Annotated in this window: 26 protein-coding genes; 5 read left to right on the forward strand and 21 right to left on the reverse strand. The window is 73.3% G+C overall.

Annotated features, from left to right (window positions below; translation table 11 throughout):
- The first annotated feature begins 45 nt into the window (after nt 1-45).
- Nucleotides 46-681, forward strand: a complete 636-nt coding sequence (locus tag B0I33_RS12840; protein WP_106178978.1) for an MBL fold metallo-hydrolase — start codon at nt 46-48, stop codon at nt 679-681.
- Here the strand turns inward: B0I33_RS12840 and B0I33_RS12845 are convergent.
- The 9 genes from B0I33_RS12845 to B0I33_RS12880 all read right to left on the reverse strand — a co-directional run bounded on the left by B0I33_RS12845 (nt 644) and on the right by B0I33_RS12880 (nt 7595).
- Complete coding sequence (locus tag B0I33_RS12845; protein WP_245900641.1) at nt 644-1330, reverse strand: DUF2334 domain-containing protein; 687 nt, start codon at nt 1328-1330, stop codon at nt 644-646. The two genes, B0I33_RS12840 and B0I33_RS12845, sit on opposite strands and share 38 nt — an antisense overlap.
- An 84-nt stretch (nt 1331-1414) precedes the next feature.
- Nucleotides 1415-2311 (reverse strand): phosphoribosylaminoimidazolesuccinocarboxamide synthase, encoded by an 897-nt coding sequence (locus B0I33_RS12850; protein ID WP_106178979.1) that lies wholly within the window; start codon nt 2309-2311, stop codon nt 1415-1417.
- A 21-nt stretch (nt 2312-2332) separates the two neighbouring features.
- On the reverse strand, nt 2333-3259 hold the full coding sequence (locus tag B0I33_RS12855) for a sulfite exporter TauE/SafE family protein (RefSeq protein WP_106178980.1): 927 nt from the start codon (nt 3257-3259) through the stop codon (nt 2333-2335).
- A 65-nt stretch (nt 3260-3324) separates the two neighbouring features.
- Nucleotides 3325-3420 carry a putative leader peptide gene (locus B0I33_RS30805; RefSeq protein ID WP_342750059.1) on the reverse strand — a complete coding sequence of 32 codons (96 nt, stop codon included), beginning with the start codon at nt 3418-3420 and terminating at the stop codon, nt 3325-3327.
- Nucleotides 3421-3489: 69 nt separating this feature from the next.
- The gene (locus B0I33_RS12860) at nt 3490-4317 is read right to left on the reverse strand and encodes an MOSC domain-containing protein (RefSeq protein ID WP_106178981.1); all 828 of its coding nucleotides are present in this window, start codon (nt 4315-4317) and stop codon (nt 3490-3492) included.
- A gap of 3 nt (nt 4318-4320) precedes the next feature.
- Nucleotides 4321-5751, reverse strand: coding sequence for an adenylosuccinate lyase (gene purB / locus B0I33_RS12865; RefSeq protein ID WP_106178982.1), 1431 nt, complete (start codon nt 5749-5751; stop codon nt 4321-4323).
- Between the two features lie 29 nt (nt 5752-5780).
- Nucleotides 5781-6359 carry a TetR/AcrR family transcriptional regulator gene (locus tag B0I33_RS12870; RefSeq protein ID WP_106178983.1) on the reverse strand — a complete coding sequence of 193 codons (579 nt, stop codon included), beginning with the start codon at nt 6357-6359 and terminating at the stop codon, nt 5781-5783.
- Between the two features lie 23 nt (nt 6360-6382).
- Complete coding sequence (locus B0I33_RS12875) at nt 6383-7093, reverse strand: hypothetical protein (protein WP_106178984.1); 711 nt, start codon at nt 7091-7093, stop codon at nt 6383-6385.
- The gene (locus B0I33_RS12880) at nt 7086-7595 is read right to left on the reverse strand and encodes a SigE family RNA polymerase sigma factor (protein WP_106178985.1); all 510 of its coding nucleotides are present in this window, start codon (nt 7593-7595) and stop codon (nt 7086-7088) included. The genes B0I33_RS12875 and B0I33_RS12880 overlap by 8 nt, the downstream gene beginning before the upstream one ends.
- Nucleotides 7596-7732: 137 nt before the next feature.
- Here B0I33_RS12880 and B0I33_RS12885 point away from each other — a divergent pair, with 137 nt between their 5' ends.
- Both B0I33_RS12885 and B0I33_RS12890 read left to right on the forward strand, forming a co-directional pair.
- Nucleotides 7733-8758: a threonine aldolase family protein gene (locus B0I33_RS12885; protein WP_106178986.1), complete on the forward strand. Its 1026-nt coding sequence runs from the start codon at nt 7733-7735 to the stop codon at nt 8756-8758.
- Nucleotides 8755-9333, forward strand: coding sequence for an HAD-IA family hydrolase (locus B0I33_RS12890; protein WP_106178987.1), 579 nt, complete (start codon nt 8755-8757; stop codon nt 9331-9333). The genes B0I33_RS12885 and B0I33_RS12890 overlap by 4 nt, the downstream gene beginning before the upstream one ends.
- Before the next feature lie 20 nt (nt 9334-9353).
- Here the strand turns inward: B0I33_RS12890 and B0I33_RS12895 are convergent, their stop codons facing one another.
- From B0I33_RS12895 to purD, 10 genes are all read right to left on the reverse strand, one after another.
- Nucleotides 9354-9704: a DoxX family protein gene (locus tag B0I33_RS12895; RefSeq protein ID WP_106178988.1), complete on the reverse strand. Its 351-nt coding sequence runs from the start codon at nt 9702-9704 to the stop codon at nt 9354-9356.
- Nucleotides 9705-9713: 9 nt separating this feature from the next.
- Nucleotides 9714-9899: a hypothetical protein gene (locus B0I33_RS12900; protein WP_106178989.1), complete on the reverse strand. Its 186-nt coding sequence runs from the start codon at nt 9897-9899 to the stop codon at nt 9714-9716.
- Between the two features lie 124 nt (nt 9900-10023).
- Entirely contained in the window at nt 10024-11187 is a 1164-nt protein-coding gene (locus B0I33_RS12905; protein ID WP_106178990.1) for a pyridoxal phosphate-dependent aminotransferase, read from the reverse strand.
- Nucleotides 11188-11258: 71 nt separating this feature from the next.
- Nucleotides 11259-12407: a transglycosylase SLT domain-containing protein gene (locus B0I33_RS12910; protein ID WP_106178991.1), complete on the reverse strand. Its 1149-nt coding sequence runs from the start codon at nt 12405-12407 to the stop codon at nt 11259-11261.
- On the reverse strand, nt 12407-12718 hold the full coding sequence (locus tag B0I33_RS12915; protein ID WP_106178992.1) for a hypothetical protein: 312 nt from the start codon (nt 12716-12718) through the stop codon (nt 12407-12409). The genes B0I33_RS12910 and B0I33_RS12915 overlap by 1 nt, the downstream gene beginning before the upstream one ends.
- A 106-nt stretch (nt 12719-12824) precedes the next feature.
- Nucleotides 12825-13601: an ESX secretion-associated protein EspG gene (locus B0I33_RS12920; RefSeq protein WP_281259395.1), complete on the reverse strand. Its 777-nt coding sequence runs from the start codon at nt 13599-13601 to the stop codon at nt 12825-12827.
- Complete coding sequence (locus tag B0I33_RS12925) at nt 13598-15292, reverse strand: PPE domain-containing protein (protein ID WP_106178993.1); 1695 nt, start codon at nt 15290-15292, stop codon at nt 13598-13600. Before B0I33_RS12925 ends, B0I33_RS12920 begins: the two co-directional genes overlap by 4 nt.
- 9 nt (nt 15293-15301) lie before the next feature.
- Nucleotides 15302-15886, reverse strand: coding sequence for a DUF3558 domain-containing protein (locus tag B0I33_RS12930; protein ID WP_245900643.1), 585 nt, complete (start codon nt 15884-15886; stop codon nt 15302-15304).
- Nucleotides 15870-16247, reverse strand: a complete 378-nt coding sequence (locus tag B0I33_RS12935; protein WP_106178994.1) for a hypothetical protein — start codon at nt 16245-16247, stop codon at nt 15870-15872. The genes B0I33_RS12930 and B0I33_RS12935 overlap by 17 nt, the downstream gene beginning before the upstream one ends.
- 126 nt (nt 16248-16373) lie before the next feature.
- Nucleotides 16374-17639 (reverse strand): phosphoribosylamine--glycine ligase, encoded by a 1266-nt coding sequence (purD, locus tag B0I33_RS12940; RefSeq protein ID WP_106178995.1) that lies wholly within the window; start codon nt 17637-17639, stop codon nt 16374-16376.
- A 152-nt stretch (nt 17640-17791) separates the two neighbouring features.
- On the opposite strand from purD, the gene B0I33_RS12945 reads away from it, so the two are divergent.
- Nucleotides 17792-18940 (forward strand): glycerophosphodiester phosphodiesterase, encoded by a 1149-nt coding sequence (locus tag B0I33_RS12945; protein WP_245900644.1) that lies wholly within the window; start codon nt 17792-17794, stop codon nt 18938-18940.
- A gap of 34 nt (nt 18941-18974) precedes the next feature.
- Here the strand turns inward: B0I33_RS12945 and B0I33_RS12950 are convergent, their stop codons facing one another.
- Entirely contained in the window at nt 18975-19349 is a 375-nt protein-coding gene (locus B0I33_RS12950; protein WP_106178996.1) for a MerR family transcriptional regulator, read from the reverse strand.
- A 33-nt stretch (nt 19350-19382) separates the two neighbouring features.
- The gene (locus B0I33_RS12955; RefSeq protein WP_106178997.1) at nt 19383-19586 is read right to left on the reverse strand and encodes a hypothetical protein; all 204 of its coding nucleotides are present in this window, start codon (nt 19584-19586) and stop codon (nt 19383-19385) included.
- Between the two features lie 73 nt (nt 19587-19659).
- On the opposite strand from B0I33_RS12955, the gene B0I33_RS12960 reads away from it, so the two are divergent.
- On the forward strand, nt 19660-20556 hold the full coding sequence (locus B0I33_RS12960; protein WP_106178998.1) for a LysR family transcriptional regulator: 897 nt from the start codon (nt 19660-19662) through the stop codon (nt 20554-20556).
- Nucleotides 20557-20633 lie beyond the last annotated feature (77 nt).

The raw sequence follows: 20633 nt of genomic DNA on the forward strand, positions 1-20633 counted from the left end.
GCTGCACGCGTAGTGTGCGGGAGTCAGGACCAACGGGAGAGAGCGATGCGCGTAGTCCACTTCGGACATTCCTGTGTACTGCTGGAGACCCGGGACACCCGGATACTCGTCGATCCCGGCGCCTTCTCCTCGGGATTCGAGTCGGAACGTGGGCTCGACGCCGTGCTGATCACGCACCAGCACTTCGACCACATCGACTCCGAGAAGCTGCCCGGCCTGCTCCGGGCCAACCCGGACGCGCAGCTCGTCACCGACCCCGGCTCGGCCGAGACCGTCGAGAAGCTGGGCCTCGGCTCCCGCACCGCGCAACCCGGCGACGCCCTGCGGTTCGGCGACACCGTCGTGCACGTCGTCGGCGGCCAGCACGCCACGATCCACGCCGCCGTGCCGATCGTGCCCAACGTCGGCTTCGTGTTCGACCACGGGGCCTTCTACCACCCCGGCGACTCGTTCTTCGTCCCCGACCAGCGGATCGACGTCCTGGGCCTGCCGACCGGCGCCCCCTGGCTCAAGGCCGGTGAGGCCGTGGACTTCCTCCGCGCCGTCTCACCCCGGATCGCGGTGCCCATCCACGAGGCCGTGCTCGCCTACCCGGAGATGCACTACGGCCTGTTCAGCAACCTCGCCCCGGACGGGACCGAGGTCAGGGTGCTGCCGCGAGGCGAGCCCGCCGACCTGTGAGCGCGGAGTAGGTGGCCCCCGAGGCGCCGTGTTCCAGCGCCACGTCGACCGCGTCGAGGAAGGCCTGCCGCCGTCCGGGGCGGGCGAGGTCGGCCGCGTCCACCCCGAGCCGCACCAGGCCGCCGCGGCGCGCCGCCCGCGCGGCGGCCAGGACGAGCGCGAAGCAGCGGGGCGTCTCGGGCAGCCTGCCCTGGCTGCCGAAGCCCTGCACCCGCGCCCTGGCCACGTCTCCGGTGCGCAGGTCGCGCACGGTGGACAGGTCCGCGCAGACCGCGAACCCGTGCTGCCGCAGCGCCTCCAGCGTGCCCCGGGAAACCCGCCAGCGCGGCGGCGCGAAGGCGTCGGTGCGCAGCCCGGCCCGTTCGACCGCGGCGGTGGCCGCGATCAGCCGCAGCCGCGCCTCGTGCGCGGGCAGCGACGCGAACTCCGCGCGCACCCGCTGGTCGTAACCGTGCAACAGCACCGCGCCGCCCCGCCGGACCCGCTCCCGCAGCCACTCGGCCACGTGCGGGAATCCGTCCCCGGCGCTCGGTGTGAACAGCAGCGACAGCGGCACCCCGCGCCGGTCCAGCTCACCCGCCAGGTCCGCGCAGCGGTGCAGGGTCCGGGGGCCGATCCCGGACAGCGACACCAGCAGTCGTGCGTCCACGCCTCTCAGTAGGCACGAGCCGGATGACGTCGCGTTGACGTGCGCGTGCCTCGTGAGTGAAGAACGTGGTGAGAACGACGTTCTTCACTCACGAGCGGGGGCGGGCCAGTCGGCGAGCGAACGGCCGGTGATGCGCTCGTAGGCCTCCACGTACCGGTCCCTGGTCGCCGCCACCACGTGCTCGGGCAGCGGGGGCGGCGGCGTGTCGGACGCCCGGTCCCAGCCCGACTCGGAGCTGGTCAGCCAGTCCCGGACGTACTGCTTGTCGAACGAGGGCTGCGGCCTGCCCGGCTGGTAGCCCTCGGCGGGCCAGTACCGGGATGAGTCGGGCGTCAGCACCTCGTCCGCGAGCACCAGGTCGCCCGCCTTGTCGACGCCGAACTCGAACTTCGTGTCGGCCAGCAGGATGCCCCGCTCGCGGGCGTGCCCGGCACCCCGCCGGTACAGCCGCAGCGTCGCGTCCCGCAGCTCGGCCGCCCGCTCCGCGCCGACCGTCGCGACCACGTCGGCGAAGCTCACGTTCTCGTCGTGCGCGCCCAGGTCCGCCTTCGTCGCCGGGGTGAAGATCGGCTCCGGCAACGGCGCGGACTCGGAAAGTCCCTCGGGCAGCCGCTCCCCGCACACGGACCCCGTGCGCACGTAGTCGGCGTAGCCCGAGCCGGCCAGGTATCCCCGCGCGACGCACTCGACCGGCAGCATGCCCAGCCTGCGCACCAGCAGCGCCCGGCCGCGCACCTCGGCGGGGATGCGCTCGTCGTCGAAGGCCACCAGGTGGTGGGGCAGGACGTCGCCGAGCAACTCGAACCAGAACACGCTCATCGCCGTCAGCACGCGTCCCTTGTCGGGGATCGGCGTGTCGAGCACGAAGTCGAAGGCGGAGATCCGGTCCGAGGTCACCAGCAGCAGGTGCTCGGCGTCCACCTCGTAGAGCTCCCGCACCTTGCCGGACGCGATCTTGGGGTAGTCGGCGAGCGTCGTCACGGCACAACCCTAGTCGGCCGGTCAGCCGCGTGTGGCCTGGCGAGCCTTCTCCCGCGGCGAGTCCTCGCCCACGAGCGCGTTCATCCGCTTCTCGGCCAGCACCGAGCGCACCGACGCGACCAGCCCGGCGATCCACAGCAGCACGAGCCCGGCGTAGACCGTGGCGAACACCGCGGACCCGGCCCCCGCGACGCGCATCAGCAGCCAGGCGTTGGTGAGCACGATCATGCCCCCCGCCGCGGCGCCGAGCACGCGGGGCGGCAGCAGCCGCACCAGCCACGCCGCGAACGGAGCCGCGACCACACCACCGATCAGCAGCCCGGCCACGACGAGGAAGTTCATCCCGTCCTCCCGCGCCAGCGCGAAGAAGAACGCGATGCTCGCGGCCACCGACACCACGAACTCCGCCGCGCTGACCGAGCCGACGACCTTGCGCGGCTCCAGCCGGCCGCTGGACAGCAGCGTGGTGGTGGCCACGGGCCCCCAACCGCCACCACCCGTGGCGTCGACGAAACCGGCGACCAGCCCGAGCGGCCCGAGGAACCGCCCACCGGGCCGCTTGTCGGTGATCAGCTTGCCGAGCTTGAGGAACGCGAACCGGATCAGCACGTACAGTCCGAGCAGGAACAGGATGCTGCTGATCAGCACGGACGCGAACCCGGTGGACAGCGACACGAGCAGCGTCGCGCCCACGATGGCGCCCAGCGCGCCCGGCACCGCCAGGATCCCGACCGTGCGCCAGTCGACGTTGCGGAACTTCCAGTGCGAAACGCCGGAAGCCAGCGAGGCCCCCACCTTCGCGAGGTGCACCGAGGCCGACGCGATCGCCGGTGCGGTGCCGAAGGCCACGAGCGCCGTGGTGGAGGTGGCGCCGTAGCCCATGCCCAGGCTGCCGTCCACCAGCTGGGCGAGCAGGCCGGCGAGGCCGAACAGCAGGAGGGTTTCCATCTACAACCTCGGGCGTCGGGCGGCCGTCGAGCGACAGCGGCGGCGAGTGGATCCGGGCGGCCAGGTCAGCGGGGACGGCACAGCGCCGAGTTCACGCGCAGCAGATCGACGTGCCTGCGCTGCACGAGCGCGGCCCCAGCGATCGATTCCCGCGGCTCCACGATCACGATCGTGGCAGACCGGACCCGGCGGTTCCAGCCGTTCCCAGAGTCTGGACGACGAACGAGGCCTCACGTGAGGGACGCCACCCACGTCTCCACCTCCACCTCGTCCCCGACCCCGACGCGGCCGGGGCGCACCACAGCGGCCTTCATCCCGAAGGTCACCCCGCCCTCCGGGGAGCGCCGGTAACCGGCCAGCGTGCGGATCGGCTCGGGCCCCGCCTTCCGCCCGGTCTCCTGGTCGACCATCGGCACGGTACAGCGAACGCACACCTTGGCGTACCCCAGTTCGGCGTCGCCGACGCGCATCCGCCGAACCCGGTCCTCGGCGTGCGGCTCGCCCCAGCCACCGACCACGACGTTCGGCCGGAACCTGGCCATCGGCACCGGCTCACCACCGGCACCGGCGATCCGCTCGTTGAGCAGGTCCAGTGACTCGTGCGAGGTCACCAGCACCGCGTGCCCATCGGCGAACCCGGTCGTCCCCGGCGTCTCGCCGCTGCTCACGCGCTCGTGTTCGGGAGCGACCCGCACCAGCCGCGACGGCGCCCCGAGCACGTCGGAGAACCACGCCGCGACCTCGTCCCCCTGGTCGACTCCCTTGCCGCGCCAGGTGAAGACGGACACGTCGAGCCTGCGGCCCTCGGCCGCCACCGGCATCTCCAGCTCGCCGTGTCCCGGCGCGGCCAGCACCAGCCGCTCGCCGCCGCCGACGACCGAGGGCCGGACCGCGGCGAGCGCGGGATGGCGCCGCTGGCTGCGGAACACACCGTCCTCGCCGACCACCGTGAACGTGCGGTCGTGTTCCAGCCCGGCCGGAGTCAGCTCCGCCCGCTCCAGCCGCGTCCCGGCACAGCCCTTGACCGGGTACGTCACCAGCTCCGCGACGTGTGCCATGGGTTACAGGATCGGCTGGGGGATGTAGTCGGCGGCGTCGGGGAACCGCTTGAGCACCCCTTCGATACGCGCCACCACAGCCTCCACCTGGTGCGCGGCCGTGCCGGTGAACGACAGCCGGTCGGCGAGCAGGTCGGCCAGCCGCTCCCGGTCGAGCGGCAGCCGCTCGTCCGCGGCGAGCCGGTCGAGCAGGTCGTTCTCCGCCTGCCCCTGCTCGCGCATGGCTAGTGCCACCGCGACGGCGTTCTCCTTGATGGCCTCGTGCGCGGTCTCCCTGCCGACCCCGGCCCGGACGGCGGCCATCAGCACCTTCGTGGTCGCGAGGAACGGCAGGTACCGCGCCAGCTCCCGGTCCACCACGGCCGGGTACGCGCCGAACTCGCCCAGCACGGTCAGGAACGTCTCCAGCAGGCCGTCGAGCGCGAAGAAGGCGTCCGGCAGCGCCACCCTGCGCACCACCGAGTCCGACACGTCGCCCTCGTTCCACTGGTCGCCCGCCAGCTCGCCGATCATGGAGAGGTACCCGCGCAGCACCACCGCGAGCCCGTTGACCCGCTCGCACGAACGCGTGTTCATCTTGTGCGGCATCGCCGACGAGCCCACCTGACCGGGCTGGAAGCCCTCGGTGACCAGCTCGTGGCCCGCCATCAGGCGGATGGTCGTGGCCAGGCTGGACGGTGCCGCCGCGAGCTGCACGACCGTGGACAGCACGTCGAAGTCGAGCGAGCGGGGGTACACCTGCCCGACGCTGGTGAACACCCTGGCGAACCCCAGGTGCTCGGCCACCCTCGATTCGAGGTCCGCCAGCTTCCGCTCGTCGCCGAGCAGGTCCAGCATGTCCTGCGCCGTGCCGACCGGGCCCTTGATCCCGCGCAGCGGGAACCGGTCGATGAGCTGGTCCAGCCGCTCGTAGGCCACCAGCAGCTCGTCGGCGGCGGTGGCGAACCGCTTGCCCAGCGTCGTGGCCTGCGCGGCCACGTTGTGCGACCGCCCGGCCAGCACGAGGTCCGCGTGCTCCGTGGCCAGCGCCCCCAGCCGCGCCAGCACCGCGACGGTCCGGCTGCGGATCAGCTCCAGCGAGCGCCGCACCTGCAGCTGCTCGACGTTCTCGGTGAGGTCGCGCGACGTCATGCCCTTGTGCACGTGCTCGTGCCCGGCCAGCGCGTTGAACTCCTCGATCCGCGCCTTCACGTCGTGCCTGGTGACGCGCTCGCGCCGGGCGATCGAGTCGAGGTCCACCTGGTCGAGCACCCGCTCGTAGTCGGCGATGACGCCGTCCGGCACCTCGACGCCCAGCTCGGCCTGCGCCCGCAGCACGGCCAGCCACAGCTCGCGCTCCAGCCGCACCTTGTTCTCCGGCGACCACAGCGTCACCAGCTCCGTGGACGCGTAGCGGGCCGCGAGTACGTTCGGGATGCCGGGCTTGTCGCTCACCCGGCCAGGCTATCCGGTGGCGTACTCGATCAACTCAGCGCGGCTCGCAGCATCCGCGCGGCGGCGGCCCTGGGATCGGGGTCCACCTCGATGAGCGCGTTCACCACGGCGCCGTCGACCAGCGCGATGAGCTGCTCCAGCCGCCAGGGCCCGATCTCCACTCCGGACCTGGCGAAGATCTCCGTCAGCAGCTCCCGCAGCTCACCGGCGAGCGTGCGCATCAGCGGACGCAGGTGCGGCCGCCGGCCGGTGGCCACCAGCCGCTCGTAGCGCAGGAGCACGGCATCGTAGGCGGGGTCCTCGCCGAGCAGCTGGTCCAGCACCAGCTCCACGAGCGTGTCCACCCCGCGCTGCTCGGTGGACAGCCGCTCCAGCTGCGCACGGCCCCTGGCCAGCTCGGAGCGGCCGTAGTGCTCCATCGCGGCGTAGACGAGGTCGTCGAGCGAGTCGAAGTAGTACGTGGTGGAGGCCAGCGGCAGCCCGGCCCGGTCGGCGACGGCCCGGTGCCGGACCGCGTCGAACCCGCCCTCGACGAGCAGCTCGGCCGCGGCGGTGACGAGCGCGGCCCGCCTGCGCTCGCCCTTCGGCGTGCTGGCTGCGGATGTCATGGCGGCAGAGTCTGCCATCCCGCTCACAGCCGCTCGGCCAGCGCGGCGGCGATGGCGGAGAGCTCACCGGCATGGGGGGCGGCCGCCGGGGGCCCGCCGGGAACGCTGATGACGAGCACGGTCCCGCCACCGGCCGTCGCGGCCTCCGCGACCCGCGCGCCGTCGGGCAGTTCCGGCAGCTGGACCGCCTTCCCCGGCGGCGCGAGCACGGCCGTCACGGTGCCATCGTCGAGCCGGAACCCCGCGGAGCGCGTGCCCGCCGGACAGAGGAAGCCGGGCCCGGCCGCGTCTGCGGTGACCGGGAGCTCGCCAGCGAGGGCGATGGCGAGCTCCCGGTCGACCTTGTCGCACCCGGAGGTGCCTTCGGCCCGAGGGCCGTTCTCCCCGGTCGCGTCGCCCCCCTGCTTGGGCGAGGCGTCCGGGAAGCCTTGTGCGTTGGGAAGACGCCCCGACTCGTTTCCGGGTTGCCCCAGGCCGGCCTGTCCACGCTCGGCTTCACCCAGAGCGGGGGCGCCCGCGGTCGTCTGATCACTCCCCGTGTCGTTCAGCGCGGTGGTCGCCACACCCACTCCCCCCACGATTACCACGAACGCGGCACTCGCCGCCGCGATCGCGGACCGGCGCCGCACGGTCGCGCGGTGGGACGCGCCGGCGATGTCCGCGGCCGTGAACCGCGCGGGCGGCGGATCCCCCGGCGCCTCCCGGAAAAGGGTCTCCAGCTCGCGCTCATCCATGCGTCTCCACCTCCTCACCCAGCACGTCCCGCAGCTTCGCCAGGCCACGCGCCGTCTGGCTCTTCACGTTGCCCTCGCTGCACCCGAGCACCCGTGCCACGCCGGGCACGTCGAGGCCCTCGAAGTACCGCAGGACCAGCACCGCGCGCTGCTTCGGCGGCACCTGTCGCAACCCGGCCAGCAGTTCCTCCCGGGTGGCCACGCGGTCGGCCAGCCCGTCGCCGTCCTGCGGCGGGTCGGGCAGGTCGGCGGACTGCCGTTCCCGCCGCCACGGCCGCCTCGACTCGTCGATGACGGCCCTGACCAGCGTCTTGCGCAGGTACGCGTCGGTCGCGGCGCGGTCACGGATCTTGCGCCAGCGCCGGTGCAGGGCGACGAACGCCGTCTGCGCGAGGTCGTCGGCGCGATGCCAGTCACCGCAGAGCATGTACGCGGTGCGACGCACGGAGTCCCGCTTCGCGGCGAAGTACTCCGTGAACTCCTGCTCCTCGCGGTGGTCCACGCGGTCGGTTCTCCGGTCGTGTGCGGTTGTCGGTGGGGAGACGGAACGGATGCCCTCCACGGTTGCACGCCCCGGGGCCGAGTTCACGCCCGCCGCACCCGTTGTGAGATCAACAATGCGTGTGATGTGATCGGACAGTGACCTTCTCGACTCCCATCGACTTCCGCTCCGACACCGTCACGCGGCCGGACGAAGCGATGCGTTCCGCGATGGCCGGAGCCGAGGTCGGCGACAACGTCATCGACACCGACCCGACGATAAGGAAGCTCGAGGAGAGAGCCGCCGAGACCCTGGGCATGCCGGCCGCCCTCTGGACGCCGAGCGGCACCATGGCCAACGTCGTCGCGCTGAGCCTGCACCTGCGCCGCGGCGACCGGTTCCTGGCCACGCAGGGCGCGCACGTGCTGGTCAACGAGCTCGGTTCGGCCGCGTGGCTCGCGGGCGGCATGCCGGAACCGCTGGCACACGACGCCGGGCCGGGGCGGCCGTCACCGCAGGCGGTTCGCACGGCCGCGGGCACCCGCACCGGGCCGTACTACGTCCTGCGCACCACGCTGCTCTGCCTGGAGAACACCCACAACGCGGCGGGCGGAGCCGTGACGCCGCCGGACGAGCACGCCCGGCTCGTCGCGACGGCGCGGGAGTGCGGCCTCGGCGTCCACCTCGACGGGGCGCGGCTGTGGCACGCCGCCGCCGCGCTCGACCTGCCGCCCGCCGCCCTCACCGTGGGGGCGGACTCCGTGTCCGCGTGCTTCAGCAAGGGCCTCGGCGCGCCGGTCGGCTCGGTCCTCGCGGGCAGCGAGGAGTTCGTCGAGGAGGCCAGGCGGATGCGCCAGATGCTCGGCGGCGGCGTCCGGCAGGGTGGGGTGCTCGCCGCCGCGTGCCTGCTCGCGCTCGACCGCGTCGGTGACCTCGCCGACGACCACGCCAAGGCCCGCACGCTCGCGGCCGGGCTGAGGGACCTCGGCTGGGAGGTCGCCGAACCGGAGACCAACATCGTGCTGGCGACCGTCCCGGACGTCACGCTCACCCTGGACTGGCTGAACGGCCTCGGGGTGCTGGTGCTGCCGATGGCGGGCAGGGTGCGCTTCGTGACGCACCGGGACCTCGCCCACTCCGACATCGAGGACGCGCTCGGGCGCATCAAGGCGGCGAGCCGGTGAGCGGGCACTGGGTGGTGTTCGACTACGGCGAGGTGATCTGCTCGCGCACCACGGCGATCCCCGGCCTCGCCGCCCGTCTCGGCGTGGCGGCCGAGGAGTTCGAGCCCGCGTACTGGCGGCACCGCGATGCCTACGACCGGGGTGCGAGCGACCTGGAGTACTGGCGCGCGATCGGGGACAGCGTCGGTGTCTCCGTCGACGAGAGCACCTCGGCGGACCTGACGGCGATGGACATCGCGGGCTGGTCGCGGGTCGAGCCGGCCACGCTCGCGGTGCTGGAGGGCCTCGCCGAGGCGGGCGCGGCCCTGGCGCTGCTGTCCAACGCGCCCGTGTCGTTCGCCCGGTTCGCGGAACGGCAGCCGTGGTCGCGGCACTTCCGGGAGCTGTTGTTCTCCGGCGACGCGGGGATCGCCAAGCCGGACAGGGAGATCTTCGATCTGCTCGTGGCCCGGCTCGGCGTGGATCCCGGTGACTGCTTCTTCCTCGACGATCGGCAGTCCAATGTGGACGCCGCGAGGGCGGCGGGCCTGCGCGCCGAACGCTGGCTCGGGCCTGGGCACCTTCCCGTACGGTGATCCCCGCCTGCTGGGCGACGTCAGGCGAGGCCGAGCAGGACGGCGTTGGCGACGGCGAGCACGCCCAGCGTGGCTGCCGGCGCCGTGAGCGCGGCGGGATCGCGCGCCCGCAGGTGGTAGGCCACCGCCCCGATCATCAGCAGCACCAACCCGACGGACGCGGCGAGCGCGAGCGGCCGGAACCAGAACCCGGCGATCAACCCGGCCACGGCGGCCAGTTCGAGTGCCCCGATCACGGGGTCGAGCCGTGGCGGCACGCCGAGGCGCGCGTCCGTCGCCCGGATCTGCCTCGCCCCGGCGATCCGCAGCCCGGCCGCACCGAGGAAGGCCACCGTCAACAGGAGCGACAGCACCCCGATGACGATCGACATCCCGCGTCGCTACGGACGGATCTGCTTGGTCTTGTTGCCGCCCTTGATGGCGCCGTAGGCCGCCGTGCCGAGGAACACCGCACCACCGATCACGGCGATCCAGAACACCGCCTTGACCAGGAATCCGACGATCGACCCGATGACCATGAACGCGACCCAGGCCAGCAGCAGGCCGCCGACGATCTTCCAGAACATGGCACTCCTTCGTTGCGCGTGAGCCCGAGTGAATGGCCTCCCGTCCAGGTTGGCACGCCTCCGGCCGCACCGGGGCTCACCCGGGCAACGTTCAGGGAGAATTCGGGGTTCCCCCGAGGGACGCTCAGCCCAGCCACTCGCCGAGCCGCCGCACCCCCTCGGCCACGTCCGCGCGGGCTCCCGCGAAGGAGAACCGGACGAACCGGCCACCATCGGCCGGGTCGAAGTCGATGCCCGGCGTGATCGCCACGCCCGTGTCCGCGAGCAGCCGCTGGCACCAGCTGAGGCTGTCGCCGGTGTGGTCGGAGACGTCGACGTAGGCGTAGAACGCGCCGTCCACCGGGGCCACCCTGGTGAGCCCGAGGTCGCGCAGCCCGGTCAGCAACAGGTCCCGGTTCTCCCGGTAGTGCGCCACGTGTCCGTCCAGCTCGGCGTAGGACTCCGGCGTGAACGCGGCGACGGCGGCCTGCTGGGACAGCGCGGGCGGGCAGATGTTGAAGTTGCCGGTCAGCACGTCGACCGCCCGGTGCAGCCGCTGTGGCACCAGCATCCAGCCGAGCCGCCAGCCGGTCATCGCGAAGTACTTCGAGAACGAGCCGAGCACGAGTGCCTCGGTGGTCGTCTGCCACGCGCAGCCGACGTCGGCCTCGTAGGAGATGCCGTGGTAGATCTCGTCGCTGATCAGCTGCACGCCGTGGGACGAGCACCAGCCCGCGATCGCGGCGAGCTCACCGGGCGGCAGCACGGTGCCGGTCGGGTTGCTGGGGCTGGCCACGATGAGGCCCTTGATGGGGCCCAGCTCGTCGAGCAGGTCGGTGGTCGGCTGGAACCGGGTCCGCTCGTCGGTGGCGAACTCCACCACCTCGCAACCGAGCGCGGCCAGCAGGTTGCGGTAGGCGGGGTAGCCGGGGCGCGCCATCGCCACCCGGTCGCCCGCCTCGAACGCGGAGAGGAAGGACAGCAGGAAACCGCCGGAGGAACCGGTGGTGACGATGACGTCCTGCGGGTCGACCTCCAGCGCGTAGCTGCGCTCGTAGTGCCCGGCGATGGCCTCGCGCAGTTCGGGGATACCAAGTTGCACGGTGTATCCGAGGTCGCCGTGCAGCGCCTTCTCGGCGGCCGCCAGCACCGGCCGTGGGGCGCCCGCCGTGGGCTGGCCCGCGCAGAGCGCGATCACGTCACCGTGACTGCGCCTGCGGGCCTGCGCGGCCGACAGCACCTCCATGACGTGGAACGGCGCCACGTCGGCGCGTGCCGACGGGCCGGGGAACGTGGCGAAGTCGACCATGCGCCTCAGCGTAGGCCCAGCCCCGGTCGTGAGTGAGAAACGTCGTTCTCACCACGTTTCTCACTCACGACTCAGTAGCCCTGGTAACCGCCGCCCGCCGCCATCGAGGCCAGGCCCGGGTGCCCCTCGAAGCCGCCGTAGCGATCGAACGTGTACCGGACCCCGGCGATGATGTTGTCCACCGGGTTGTAGATGTCGTCGTGGCCGGGCAGCTTGTAGGCCTCGAAGGTGGGGTCGATGCACTGCATCAGCCCCTTCGACGGCGTCCCCTTCGCGGCATTGCTGTCCCAGTTGTTGATGGCGTGGGGGTCTCCGCCGGACTCCTTCTCGATGATCGTCCAGATCTCGTCGATGTTCTCCTCGGTGACCGGGATGCCGTTCGCCCGCAGGATCCGGATCGCCTCGCGGATCCACTGGTCGACGTTGCCAGGCGGGGGGCCGCTCGTCGGCGGGCCACCGCTCGGGCCGAGCCCGCCGCCCCCGGACGCCCCGCCACCCGACGAACCACCCGACGCGCCGCCGCCGGACCCACCGCCGCCACCGCCGGAGTCGTGCTGGATGCCCCCGGTCGCGGCGACCCGCGATTCCGCCGAACCCGGTGGCTCCACCTGGGAGAAGCCTCCGCCGACCTCGGTCTTCATCAGCCGCTGCGCCCGCTTGATCGCGTCGTTCGCCTGCTGGAGCAGGTCGTCGACGCGCCGGGCGGCGTCCCGCGCCGTGCGCCGGTTGTCCTCGTCGGCGGCCGCGATGATCTCTCCCGCCGTTGGCGAAGGCGGCGTGTCCGCCGTGCCCTCGCGGAACGCGTTCATCCGGGCCTCGGCCGCGTCGGCCTGGCTCTGCGCCTCGGCGTTGCGGCGGTCGATCGCCGCGCGGGCGTCGTCCTTCGTGCTCTCGATCCGGCGCTTGAGGTTCGCCAGCGTCTGCTGCAGGCCGGTCAGTTCGGTCGCCACCTCGTCCAGTTTGTCCTTGACCTTGTTGCCCGCGGCGGCGACCCGGCCGACGTAGTCGAAGAACGCGTCGGCCGCCGGGCCGTCCCAGACCCCGCCGTCACGCAGCGGCGCGGCGGCGTTGGTGAGCGCGGCCGTGTGGTCGCCCGCGTTGCGGGATGCCTCGTCGAACTGCCGCGCCACATCCTGGATGGCACCGGGGTTCACCCGGTCGACCCGCGCCGCCTTCCGCTCCACCTCGGCCCATTCGGCCGGAACGCCCGCGCCCGTCATCAGACTTCCCGCAGCGTCAGGTTGTCCGCGGCCACGGCGTCGGCCTCACTCATCGCCCGCACCGCGTCCCGCAGCGCCGAGCTCGCCGCCGTCATCAGGTGGGTCGCGGCGTCGAATTCCGCCCGCATGCCCGAGGCGAAGGAGCCGATCGCGTCCGCCGCCTGTTCGGGGTCGTCCCGGTCCTCGACCTCCCCGAACGGGTTCTCCCCCTCGTGCCCGCGCAACCGGTCCCGCGCTGCGCGGAAGTCCTCCGCGATCCGGTCGACACCGGCCGCCGTGATGTTCATCGAGTCCGCGTCGTAGACGGGCACGGCCGCTTCACCCCTTCGCCCCTCGTGCCTGCTGCCGGTTCGACGTCGCTCGCCCCCGCGGCGGTTCCGCGATCACTGTACGGTCCGCGGGCCGCCGCCGCGCGGTTCAGACCTCGTCGAGCAGCTCCCAGACGCGCTGCGCGAGCAGCTGGTTGTCCGCGGGCGCGACGGTCAGCCAGTCGCGCCCGTCCGTACCCGGCCGCACCTCCACGAGGTACCGGCCCGCATCCGTGTCGTGGTAGGCCACCACCCGGCCCGCCCGGTGCAGCTGCCCGTCCCGGGTCGCCCGCTGCGCTCCGAACTGACCCCGCGCGAGCGAGCCCATCAGCATCCCGGCGAGTTCCTGCGCCTGCCACAACTCCACGCCACGGTCCTCGAGCGCGATGACGAGCGCCTTGGCGTCCCCGTGCGCCTCGGCGTCGGCCTCGGTCGCGAGGTCGTGCGGCACGCTCACCGACCGCCCGACCCCCGCCGCGACCTGGCCCGCCACCGACACCGCCGACTCGGCGAGCGCGGTGTCCCGCGCCGGGATCAACCACACCTCCTCGCCGTCGAGCACGCCGAGCAGCGCCTGGCCGCCCGTGCTCGCGGCCAGCCCGGAGATCTGCCGGTCCGTCCACACCCACAGGTCGACGCCGACCCTGGGGTGGGCGAGCAGGTTGAGCATGTCGACGAGCTCGCCGGACGCCTTGCGCCCTCTCGCGAGCCCCCGGTGCGCGAGCGACTCCCATGCCTGCCCCACCAGCTCGGCCCGCTCGCGGTGGGTGACGCCGGGGCTCGGCACGTCGAGCGCGACGTGCCTGCGCGGCAGCCGCTCCGCCTCCCAGAGCATGTCGAACTCGAGCCGGGACAGCACCACGCTGCCCGCCGTGGATCCGGTCACCGGCGCCCTTCCACGCCGTCGTCGCCGATGACGTCCGGCGAGACCAGCCGCTCGTCGGTGAACAGGTCGTTGTCGTCGACCCCGAAGCGGCGGACGTGGTCGCCGTCGCCCTGCCCGGCTGCCTTCTCCAGCAGCCCGCCCTGCTGCGGCCCGCGGCGCGGGCTGAGCCGCTCGGAGTTGCGCTGCGCCCTCGCCTCCTCCTCGGGCAGCTCCCCCATGGGCAGCTGGTGCGGCGAGCGGGCGGCACCCGGCGCGCTGCGGCCCACGCCGCGGCCCCTGCGCTCGCCGTCCCCGCTGAGCGCACCGGCGACCCCGCCGGCGCCCAGTGCGGCCGCACCCGCCCCGATGTCGTTGGCGGTCAGACCGCCCCGGGGCGAGGTGGCGAAGGAGCCACCGCCGGTGCCCGTGCCGGGTGGCACCGGCTGGGGCGCCGCTCCCGAGGACCGGCCCTTGGCCAGGTGCTGCTCGGGAGAGTTGTCGCCGGGCGCACCGGCGCCCGGGACACCGACCTTGCCGACCATGCCCGCGGCGGGCGGCACCGCCGTGCCGCCGGGGGCACCCGAGCCGGGCGCACCGGGCGGGGCGACCTTCCCCGGAACGCCGCCGAGCCGGGGGCCGCCGGTTCCGGATCCAGCTCCGGAACCGGAACCAGGGCCCGGGCCGGTGGGTGAGCCTGGCGTGCCGCCGGACGTGCCGGGTGCCGCGGGAGGTGCGGTCCCGGCCCCGGGCCGGTGGCCCGCGGCCGGGTCGCTCTGCCCGCCGGAGCGTGACGCGCCGGCGAAACCGCCGGAGGGGCCTCCTCCGGTGGCGGTGCCTCCCGGCGCGGATGACGTGCCGGTGACGCCGCTCGGCGCCGTGCGTTCGGGGGCCGGGACGGCGCTGCCCGTGCCCGCGGCGGGTGCGCTCGGCGCGGGTGCCGGTGCGATCGGAGCGGGTGCGGCGCTCGCGACAGGAGCGGGCCCGGCGGCCGCCGGTGGCGCTACGGGGCCCGGGCTCGGAGCGGACGCGGGGGAGGCGGTGGGCGCCTGCGCACTGGTGGTGCCCGCGGCGATCGTGACGTCGCCCGGTCCGCCGCCCGCGTCGACGACCTCGGGCAGCCGGGGCGCCATCGTGGCCCGCAGGGCCTGTGGCGGGCCGAGCTCCTCGGTGCCGGACAGGTTCTCGCCGGAGTCCCTGGCATAGGAGTCGAGGGCCTCGACCGCCTGCTGCTTGGCCTCCATCGCGGCGGCGACCTTCCTGGCGTGGTCGGTCTCGAAGCCGAGCAGGCCGAGCACCGAGTCGGCGGCGTCGTAGCCGCCCGCACCGGCACGCAGGGTCTGCGGGTCCGGCAGCTTGTGCAGGGTGCGGTTGAACGCCTCGCCCTGCGCGAAGATCAACTGTGCGGCGGCCAGCACCTTGTCGTTGGCGTCCCGGGAGAACCGCGCGTGCTCGGTCAGCGCGGCGCCCGCCTGCTCGGCGGCCTCGCTCTGCCACTCGACACCGAGCTTGGCCAGCTCCTCGCGCAGGGTCTCGTCGGTCTCGGAGAGGGAGGTGGCGACGGCCTTGAGCGCGTCGACAGCGTCACCGATGCCGGACGCGCCTGGTCCGGCGCGGAACCGCTCGATCTCGTCGGCGAGCATGTTCTCGGTGTAACCGGTGAAGCGGTGCTCGCGGATCCGCTCGGCGAGAGCGGGGATGTCGAGGTTGTCCATTCCGGGTCCTTACCTCGTCTTCTGCAGGGTCCGCACGGCGAGTGTGGCCGCCTTCGTCGACAGGTCGCACAGCTGCCGCTGGCCGAACGCGTCCGGCGTGACCGGGTAGAGCTGGGTGCGCAGCGTCTGCCCCTCCGCGACGCCGACGAACGTCTCGCAGTCGCTCGGCGGCGCCGAGGGCGCGTAGCGGGTCAGTGCCGGGAAGCCCTCGACCTCGGTCGGCTCGGTGGTGAGGCCGGTGTTCGCGCGGTCGCCGTCGAGCCACGCGCGCACATCGGCCGTGGTGATGACCTCGACGTAGTAGCTGTGATACGGCTCGGTGCGGTCGACCTCGAGAGCGCAGGTCGGTCCGTCCCGCTGTTCGGCCGCGCGCCGCGGCTCGCCGGAGACGCCGAGCTCGTCCAGCTGTGCCGCGGTGAACAGCGAACACGGATCGGTGCCGGCCAGCGACAGCTCGTGGGGCCGCTCGGGCAGCCCGGCGGGGGCGGGCGAGGCGGCGGGGTCGGCACCAGCCCGGCCGTGCTGGACGGCGGTGCACGCCGTCAGCAGGAGCGCGGCGCACGCGAGCACGGCGTGCTCAGCTCTCGCCGACACGCCGGTCCCCGAAGCTCTCCGCCTTCTCCCGGTCGCTGAACTCGTAGCGTTCACTGGCCTCGCGCAGCTGCTCGGCGAGGTCGCGCAACCCGCGCACGTAGGCGCGGACGCGGTGCTCGTAGGAGTTCTCGCCGCCGGAGACGACGTGGTTCCAGCCTTCGATGGCGTGGGTGGAGACGATGTCGGAGGCGGGCGCCTGGATGCGGAGCGCGGCGAGGTGACCCGCGATCTTCTCCTCGAGCAGCCCGGCCTGTTCGTCGATGACGCGGGCGACCTCGAGGATGTTGTCGGGGGAGACCTGGATGTCCCTGGCACTCGGCACTCCGGGGACGCTCCCGGCGAGGTCGGTGTTGCCTGACATGCGCGCACCCCCTGCTACGGTCGGTAGCCAGCCGCTCTCCCTGGGCAGGTTACCAACGTCGGTGTGACGGTGACCTGAAGTTCGACGAACTCGGCGGACGGCCGGTTCCCGCGCGCCCGGCGGACGTCAGGCGTGCGCGGGGATCGCGATCTCGCCGCGGACGGCGCGCAGCGCGATGTCGGTGCGGTGGTGCGCACCGGGCAGGTGCACCCTGGCGACGCGCTCGTAAGCCTGCTCGCGAGCCGCGGCCAGGTCGTCGCCGGTGCCGACCACCGACAGCACCCGGCCGCCGCTGGACACGACCGCGCCGTCCTCGCGCCGCCGGGTGCCCGCGTGCAGGACGCCCTCGGCCTCGCTCCCGGTGATCACATCGCCGGTACGGGGAACGCCGGGGTAGTTGTTGGCGGCGAGCACGACGGTGACGGCGGCGCCTTCCGCCCATTCCAGCGGCGGCTGCCCGGCGAGCGTCCCGGTGGCGGTGGCGTGCAGCAGCCGGGCCAGCGGTGTGCGCAGCAGGGCGAGCACGGCCTGGGTCTCCGGGTCGCCGAAGCGGCAGTTGAACTCGATCACCTGGGGCCCCTCCGCGGTGAGCGCGAGCCCGGCGTAGAGCAGACCGGAGAACGGGGTGTCGCGGGCGGCCAGCTCGTCGACGACGGGCTGGACGATGCGGGTGACGACCTCGTCGACGAGGCTCGCGGGGGCCCACGGCAGCGGCGCGTAGGCGCCCATGCCGCCGGTGTTGGGGCCGGCGTCGCCGTCGCCGACGCGCTTGAAGTCCTGCGCGGGCAGCAGCGGGACGACGGTGCGGCCGTCGACCAGGCAGAACAGCGACGCCTCCGGACCGTCGAGGTAGGACTCGAGCACGACCGGGTGGCCGCCGTCGAGCAGGGTGAGCGCGTGCTTGCGCGCGTGGTCGACGTCGGTGGTGACCACGACTCCCTTGCCTGCCGCGAGGCCGTCGTCCTTGACCACCCAGGTGGGGCCGAAGCGCTGGAGCGCCGCGTCGAGACGCGCGGGGTTGTCCACGACCTCGCTGCGGGCGGTCGGGACGTTCGCGGCGGCCATGACGTCCTTGGCGAACGCCTTGGAACCCTCGATGCGGGCGGCCGCGGCGGACGGCCCGAAGCACGGGATGCCCGCCCCGCGCACGGCGTCGGCGGCACCGGCGACCAGTGGTGCCTCGGGGCCGACGACCACGAGGTCGGCCTTCCACTCCCTGGCGAGCTCGGCCACCCCGGCCGGCTCGGACATGTCGCCGCCGAGCGTCTCGGCTACCGCGGCGGTACCGGCGTTGCCGGGCGCGCAGCCGAGCGCCGTGACCGCCGGGTCGTGGGAGGCGGCGAGAACGAGGGCATGCTCTCGGGCACCGGAACCGATTACCAGGACGCGCACGGCTCCACAGCGTAGCCGCGCCCGATCCGGCCGGGCGCCCTCCCCTGCCGTTCACGTGCCCGTTCCCTGTCCGCCGCACCCCCTTCGCCACGCGGCAGCCACGGCGGGCGAGGGTGTGCCCGGATCCCGACGATTCGCGAGAGAGGGCACGGATGATGCGAGAGCGCTGGAGAACGCGGGCCTGGACGAGGGCGGCGCTGGCCCTGTCCGGACTGGCCGTGGTCGGCGTCACGAGCGTGGTGGTGATGCCCGCGGCGGCCACGACGGAGCCCGCGCGGACCGCGTTCGGCCACCTGCGGGGCCCGGACGGGCCCGTCGTCGTCGGCCACCGGGGCGCCTCCGGGTACCGGCCCGAGCACACGCTCGCCTCGTACGAGCTGGCGGCGCGCATGGGCGCCGACTACATCGAGCCCGACCTGGTGACGACGAAGGACGGTGTGCTGGTGGCCCGGCACGAGCCGGAGATCGGCGGCACGACCGATGTCGCCGACCACCCCGAGTTCGCCGACCGCAAGACCACGAAGACGGTCGACGGCGAGGAGGTCACCGGCTGGTTCGCCGAGGACTTCACGCTGGCCGAGCTGAAGACGCTGCGGGCGAAGGAGCGCATCCCGCAGTTGCGGCAGGAGAACACGATCCACGACGGCCGCTACGAGATCCCGACGCTGCAGGAGATCATCGACCTGGCTCGCCGGCTGTCGCGCGAGCTGCACCGGACGGTCGGGATCTACCCGGAGACGAAGCACCCGACGTACTTCCAGCGGCAGGGTCTGCCGCTGGAGCCCGCGCTGGTGCGCACGCTGCAGCGGAACGGCCTGAACCGGCCCGGCGCGAAGGTGTACGTCCAGTCGTTCGAGGTCGCCAACCTCAAGCAGCTGGACCGCCGGCTGCGGGTGCCGCTGGTGCAGCTCATCGGCGGGTCCGGTGCGCCGTACGACTTCGTGGCGAACGGCGACCCGCGTACCTACGACGATCTGGTGACACCGGAGGGGCTCGCGGAGATCGCGACGTACGCGGACGGCATCGGCCCGGACAAGAACCGGATCATCCCCCGGGACGCGGACGGCTTCCTCGGCGAGCCGACGTCACTGGTGGCCGACGCGCACGAGCAGCGGCTCGTGGTGCACCCCTACACGTTCCGCGCGGAGAACGCGTTCCTGCCCGCCGAGTTCCGCTCGTCGGCCGACCCGGCCGCGTACGGCGACATCTTCGCTGAGTACGAGGCGTTCCTGGCGACGGGCATCGACGGTGTGTTCGCCGATCATCCGGACCTCGCCGTGGCGGCCTTCGCGGAGCGGTGACCGATCGCCCCGGGCCTCGTGAGTGTCTTGCAGCTCACGAGCCCGGGGCGCACCCGGCTCGCTCGTAGACGTCGATCTTGTGCCGGATGAGCCGCTGGTGCTCGCGCAGCCGCGCGATCTGTTCCGAGACGCGGCGGTCGTGTTCGCGCAGCACGGCGAGCCGTTCCCGGCGCCGCTCCTCGCCCGCCCGCAGGAGCTGCACGAAGCGCAGCATGTCCGCGATCGGCATCCCGGTGTCCCGCAGGCAGCGCAGCAGCCGCAGCAGGTTGAGGTTGTCGTCGCTGAACCGCCGCCTGCCGCCCGCCGTGCGGCCGACGTCGGGCAGCAGGCCGATCTTCTCGTAGTAGCGCAGCGTGTCGATGCTGAAGCCGGTCTCTTCGCTGACCTGCGCGGGCGAGTAGAAGCTCACGAAGCCAGCGTCGCACCTGGAGTACGCTCCAGGTCAAGCTCCGGGTTCGCACCACGCGGGCCCGCGGCCAGGGCGGCCCCGGGTGGTGATCCGCATCCCGGCCACGCCGATCTCGCGCACCTGCAGTGAACCGCAGGCGCAGCGCGTCCAGACCGTCTCACCCACCACGGTGCGATGCCGGGAGAGGACGGCGAACGGATCGGCGTCGGGCCAGCCACAGAACGGGCACTCGGTCATGCCTCCAGCGTGGAACGCCCTACCGTGCAGGTCCAGGTTGGATATCTGCATGGAACAGTGAAGAATTGACTACATGATCGACCTGCGTCGGCTCGGCGTGCTGCGTGCCGTGGCGCACTACGGCACCGTCACCGCGGCCGCCCGCGCGCTGCACCTGACGCCGTCGGCCGCTTCGCAGCAGATCCGGCAGCTCGGCCGCGAACTCGACGTCACCCTCCTCGAACCACACGGCCGCAACGTCCGGCTCACCGCGGCCGCCCGCACCCTGCTCGGGCACGCGGACGAGATCGAGGCACGCTGGCAGCAGGCCGAGGCCGAACTCAGCGCGAGCGGCGACGAACCAGCGGGCGAGCTGCGCATGGTGGGGTTCCCCACCGCGATGTGCCGGTTCCTCGGACCGGTCGCCGCACGCCTCACCACCCGCCACCCCCGGCTCTCCGTCCGCGTGCGCGAGGCCACCACCGCCGAGTCGTTCGACCTGCTCTTCAGCGGCGACGCCGATCTGGCCGTGATCGAGGCCGTACCGGGCAACCCCGCGGCCGGTGATCCGCGGTTCGACCAGCGGCCATTGCTGGACGACCCGTTCGACCTGCTGGTCTCCGCAGGCCACCGGCTCGCCGGGCGGCGGACCATCGAGCTGCCCGAGGTCGCGGGCGACCCGTGGATCATCGGGGTGCCGTCGGACCCGGCCAGGGCGCACGTGCTCGCGGCGTGCTCGGCGGCCGGGTTCAGCCCCAACATCGCGCACGAGGCCGCCGACTCGAGCCTGGTGGCCACACTCGTCGACCTCGGCCTCGGCGTGGCCCTCTTCCCCCGGCTCGCGCAGCTGTTCCCGGATCTCGATGTCCGCCGGATCGCCATCAGCGACACCGCACCGTCGCGCAAGTTCCTCACCTGCACGCGCCGCGGCGCCCGTGCCGCGCCCGCAATCGCCGCCGCCGTGACGGCCCTGGACGCCCTCGTGCGCTAGGTCCGGTGGGATATGTGGTGATCCGGACCAGTGGCACGGCAGCGCGGCGGTCTGACGTGTTGCGCGTACGCGGGGTC

The sequence above is a fragment of the Prauserella shujinwangii genome, assembly GCF_003001955.1.
Lineage (GTDB): Bacteria > Actinomycetota > Actinomycetes > Mycobacteriales > Pseudonocardiaceae > Qaidamihabitans > Qaidamihabitans shujinwangii.

Coding starts and splice junctions, on each gene's coding strand:
- B0I33_RS12840 (WP_106178978.1), top strand. CDS start 46: ATGCGCGTAGTCCACTTCGGACATTCCTGTGTACTGCTGGAGACCCGG.
- B0I33_RS12855 (WP_106178980.1), bottom strand. CDS start 3,259: ATGGAAACCCTCCTGCTGTTCGGCCTCGCCGGCCTGCTCGCCCAGCTG.
- B0I33_RS12860 (WP_106178981.1), bottom strand. CDS start 4,317: ATGGCACACGTCGCGGAGCTGGTGACGTACCCGGTCAAGGGCTGTGCC.
- B0I33_RS12870 (WP_106178983.1), bottom strand. CDS start 6,359: ATGACATCCGCAGCCAGCACGCCGAAGGGCGAGCGCAGGCGGGCCGCG.
- B0I33_RS12875 (WP_106178984.1), bottom strand. CDS start 7,093: ATGGATGAGCGCGAGCTGGAGACCCTTTTCCGGGAGGCGCCGGGGGAT.
- B0I33_RS12895 (WP_106178988.1), bottom strand. CDS start 9,704: ATGTCGATCGTCATCGGGGTGCTGTCGCTCCTGTTGACGGTGGCCTTC.
- B0I33_RS12900 (WP_106178989.1), bottom strand. CDS start 9,899: ATGTTCTGGAAGATCGTCGGCGGCCTGCTGCTGGCCTGGGTCGCGTTC.
- B0I33_RS12905 (WP_106178990.1), bottom strand. CDS start 11,187: ATGGTCGACTTCGCCACGTTCCCCGGCCCGTCGGCACGCGCCGACGTG.
- B0I33_RS12910 (WP_106178991.1), bottom strand. CDS start 12,407: ATGACGGGCGCGGGCGTTCCGGCCGAATGGGCCGAGGTGGAGCGGAAG.
- B0I33_RS12925 (WP_106178993.1), bottom strand. CDS start 15,292: ATGGACAACCTCGACATCCCCGCTCTCGCCGAGCGGATCCGCGAGCAC.
- B0I33_RS12935 (WP_106178994.1), bottom strand. CDS start 16,247: ATGTCAGGCAACACCGACCTCGCCGGGAGCGTCCCCGGAGTGCCGAGT.
- B0I33_RS12945 (WP_245900644.1), top strand. CDS start 17,792: ATGATGCGAGAGCGCTGGAGAACGCGGGCCTGGACGAGGGCGGCGCTG.
- B0I33_RS12955 (WP_106178997.1), bottom strand. CDS start 19,586: ATGACCGAGTGCCCGTTCTGTGGCTGGCCCGACGCCGATCCGTTCGCC.
- B0I33_RS12960 (WP_106178998.1), top strand. CDS start 19,660: ATGATCGACCTGCGTCGGCTCGGCGTGCTGCGTGCCGTGGCGCACTAC.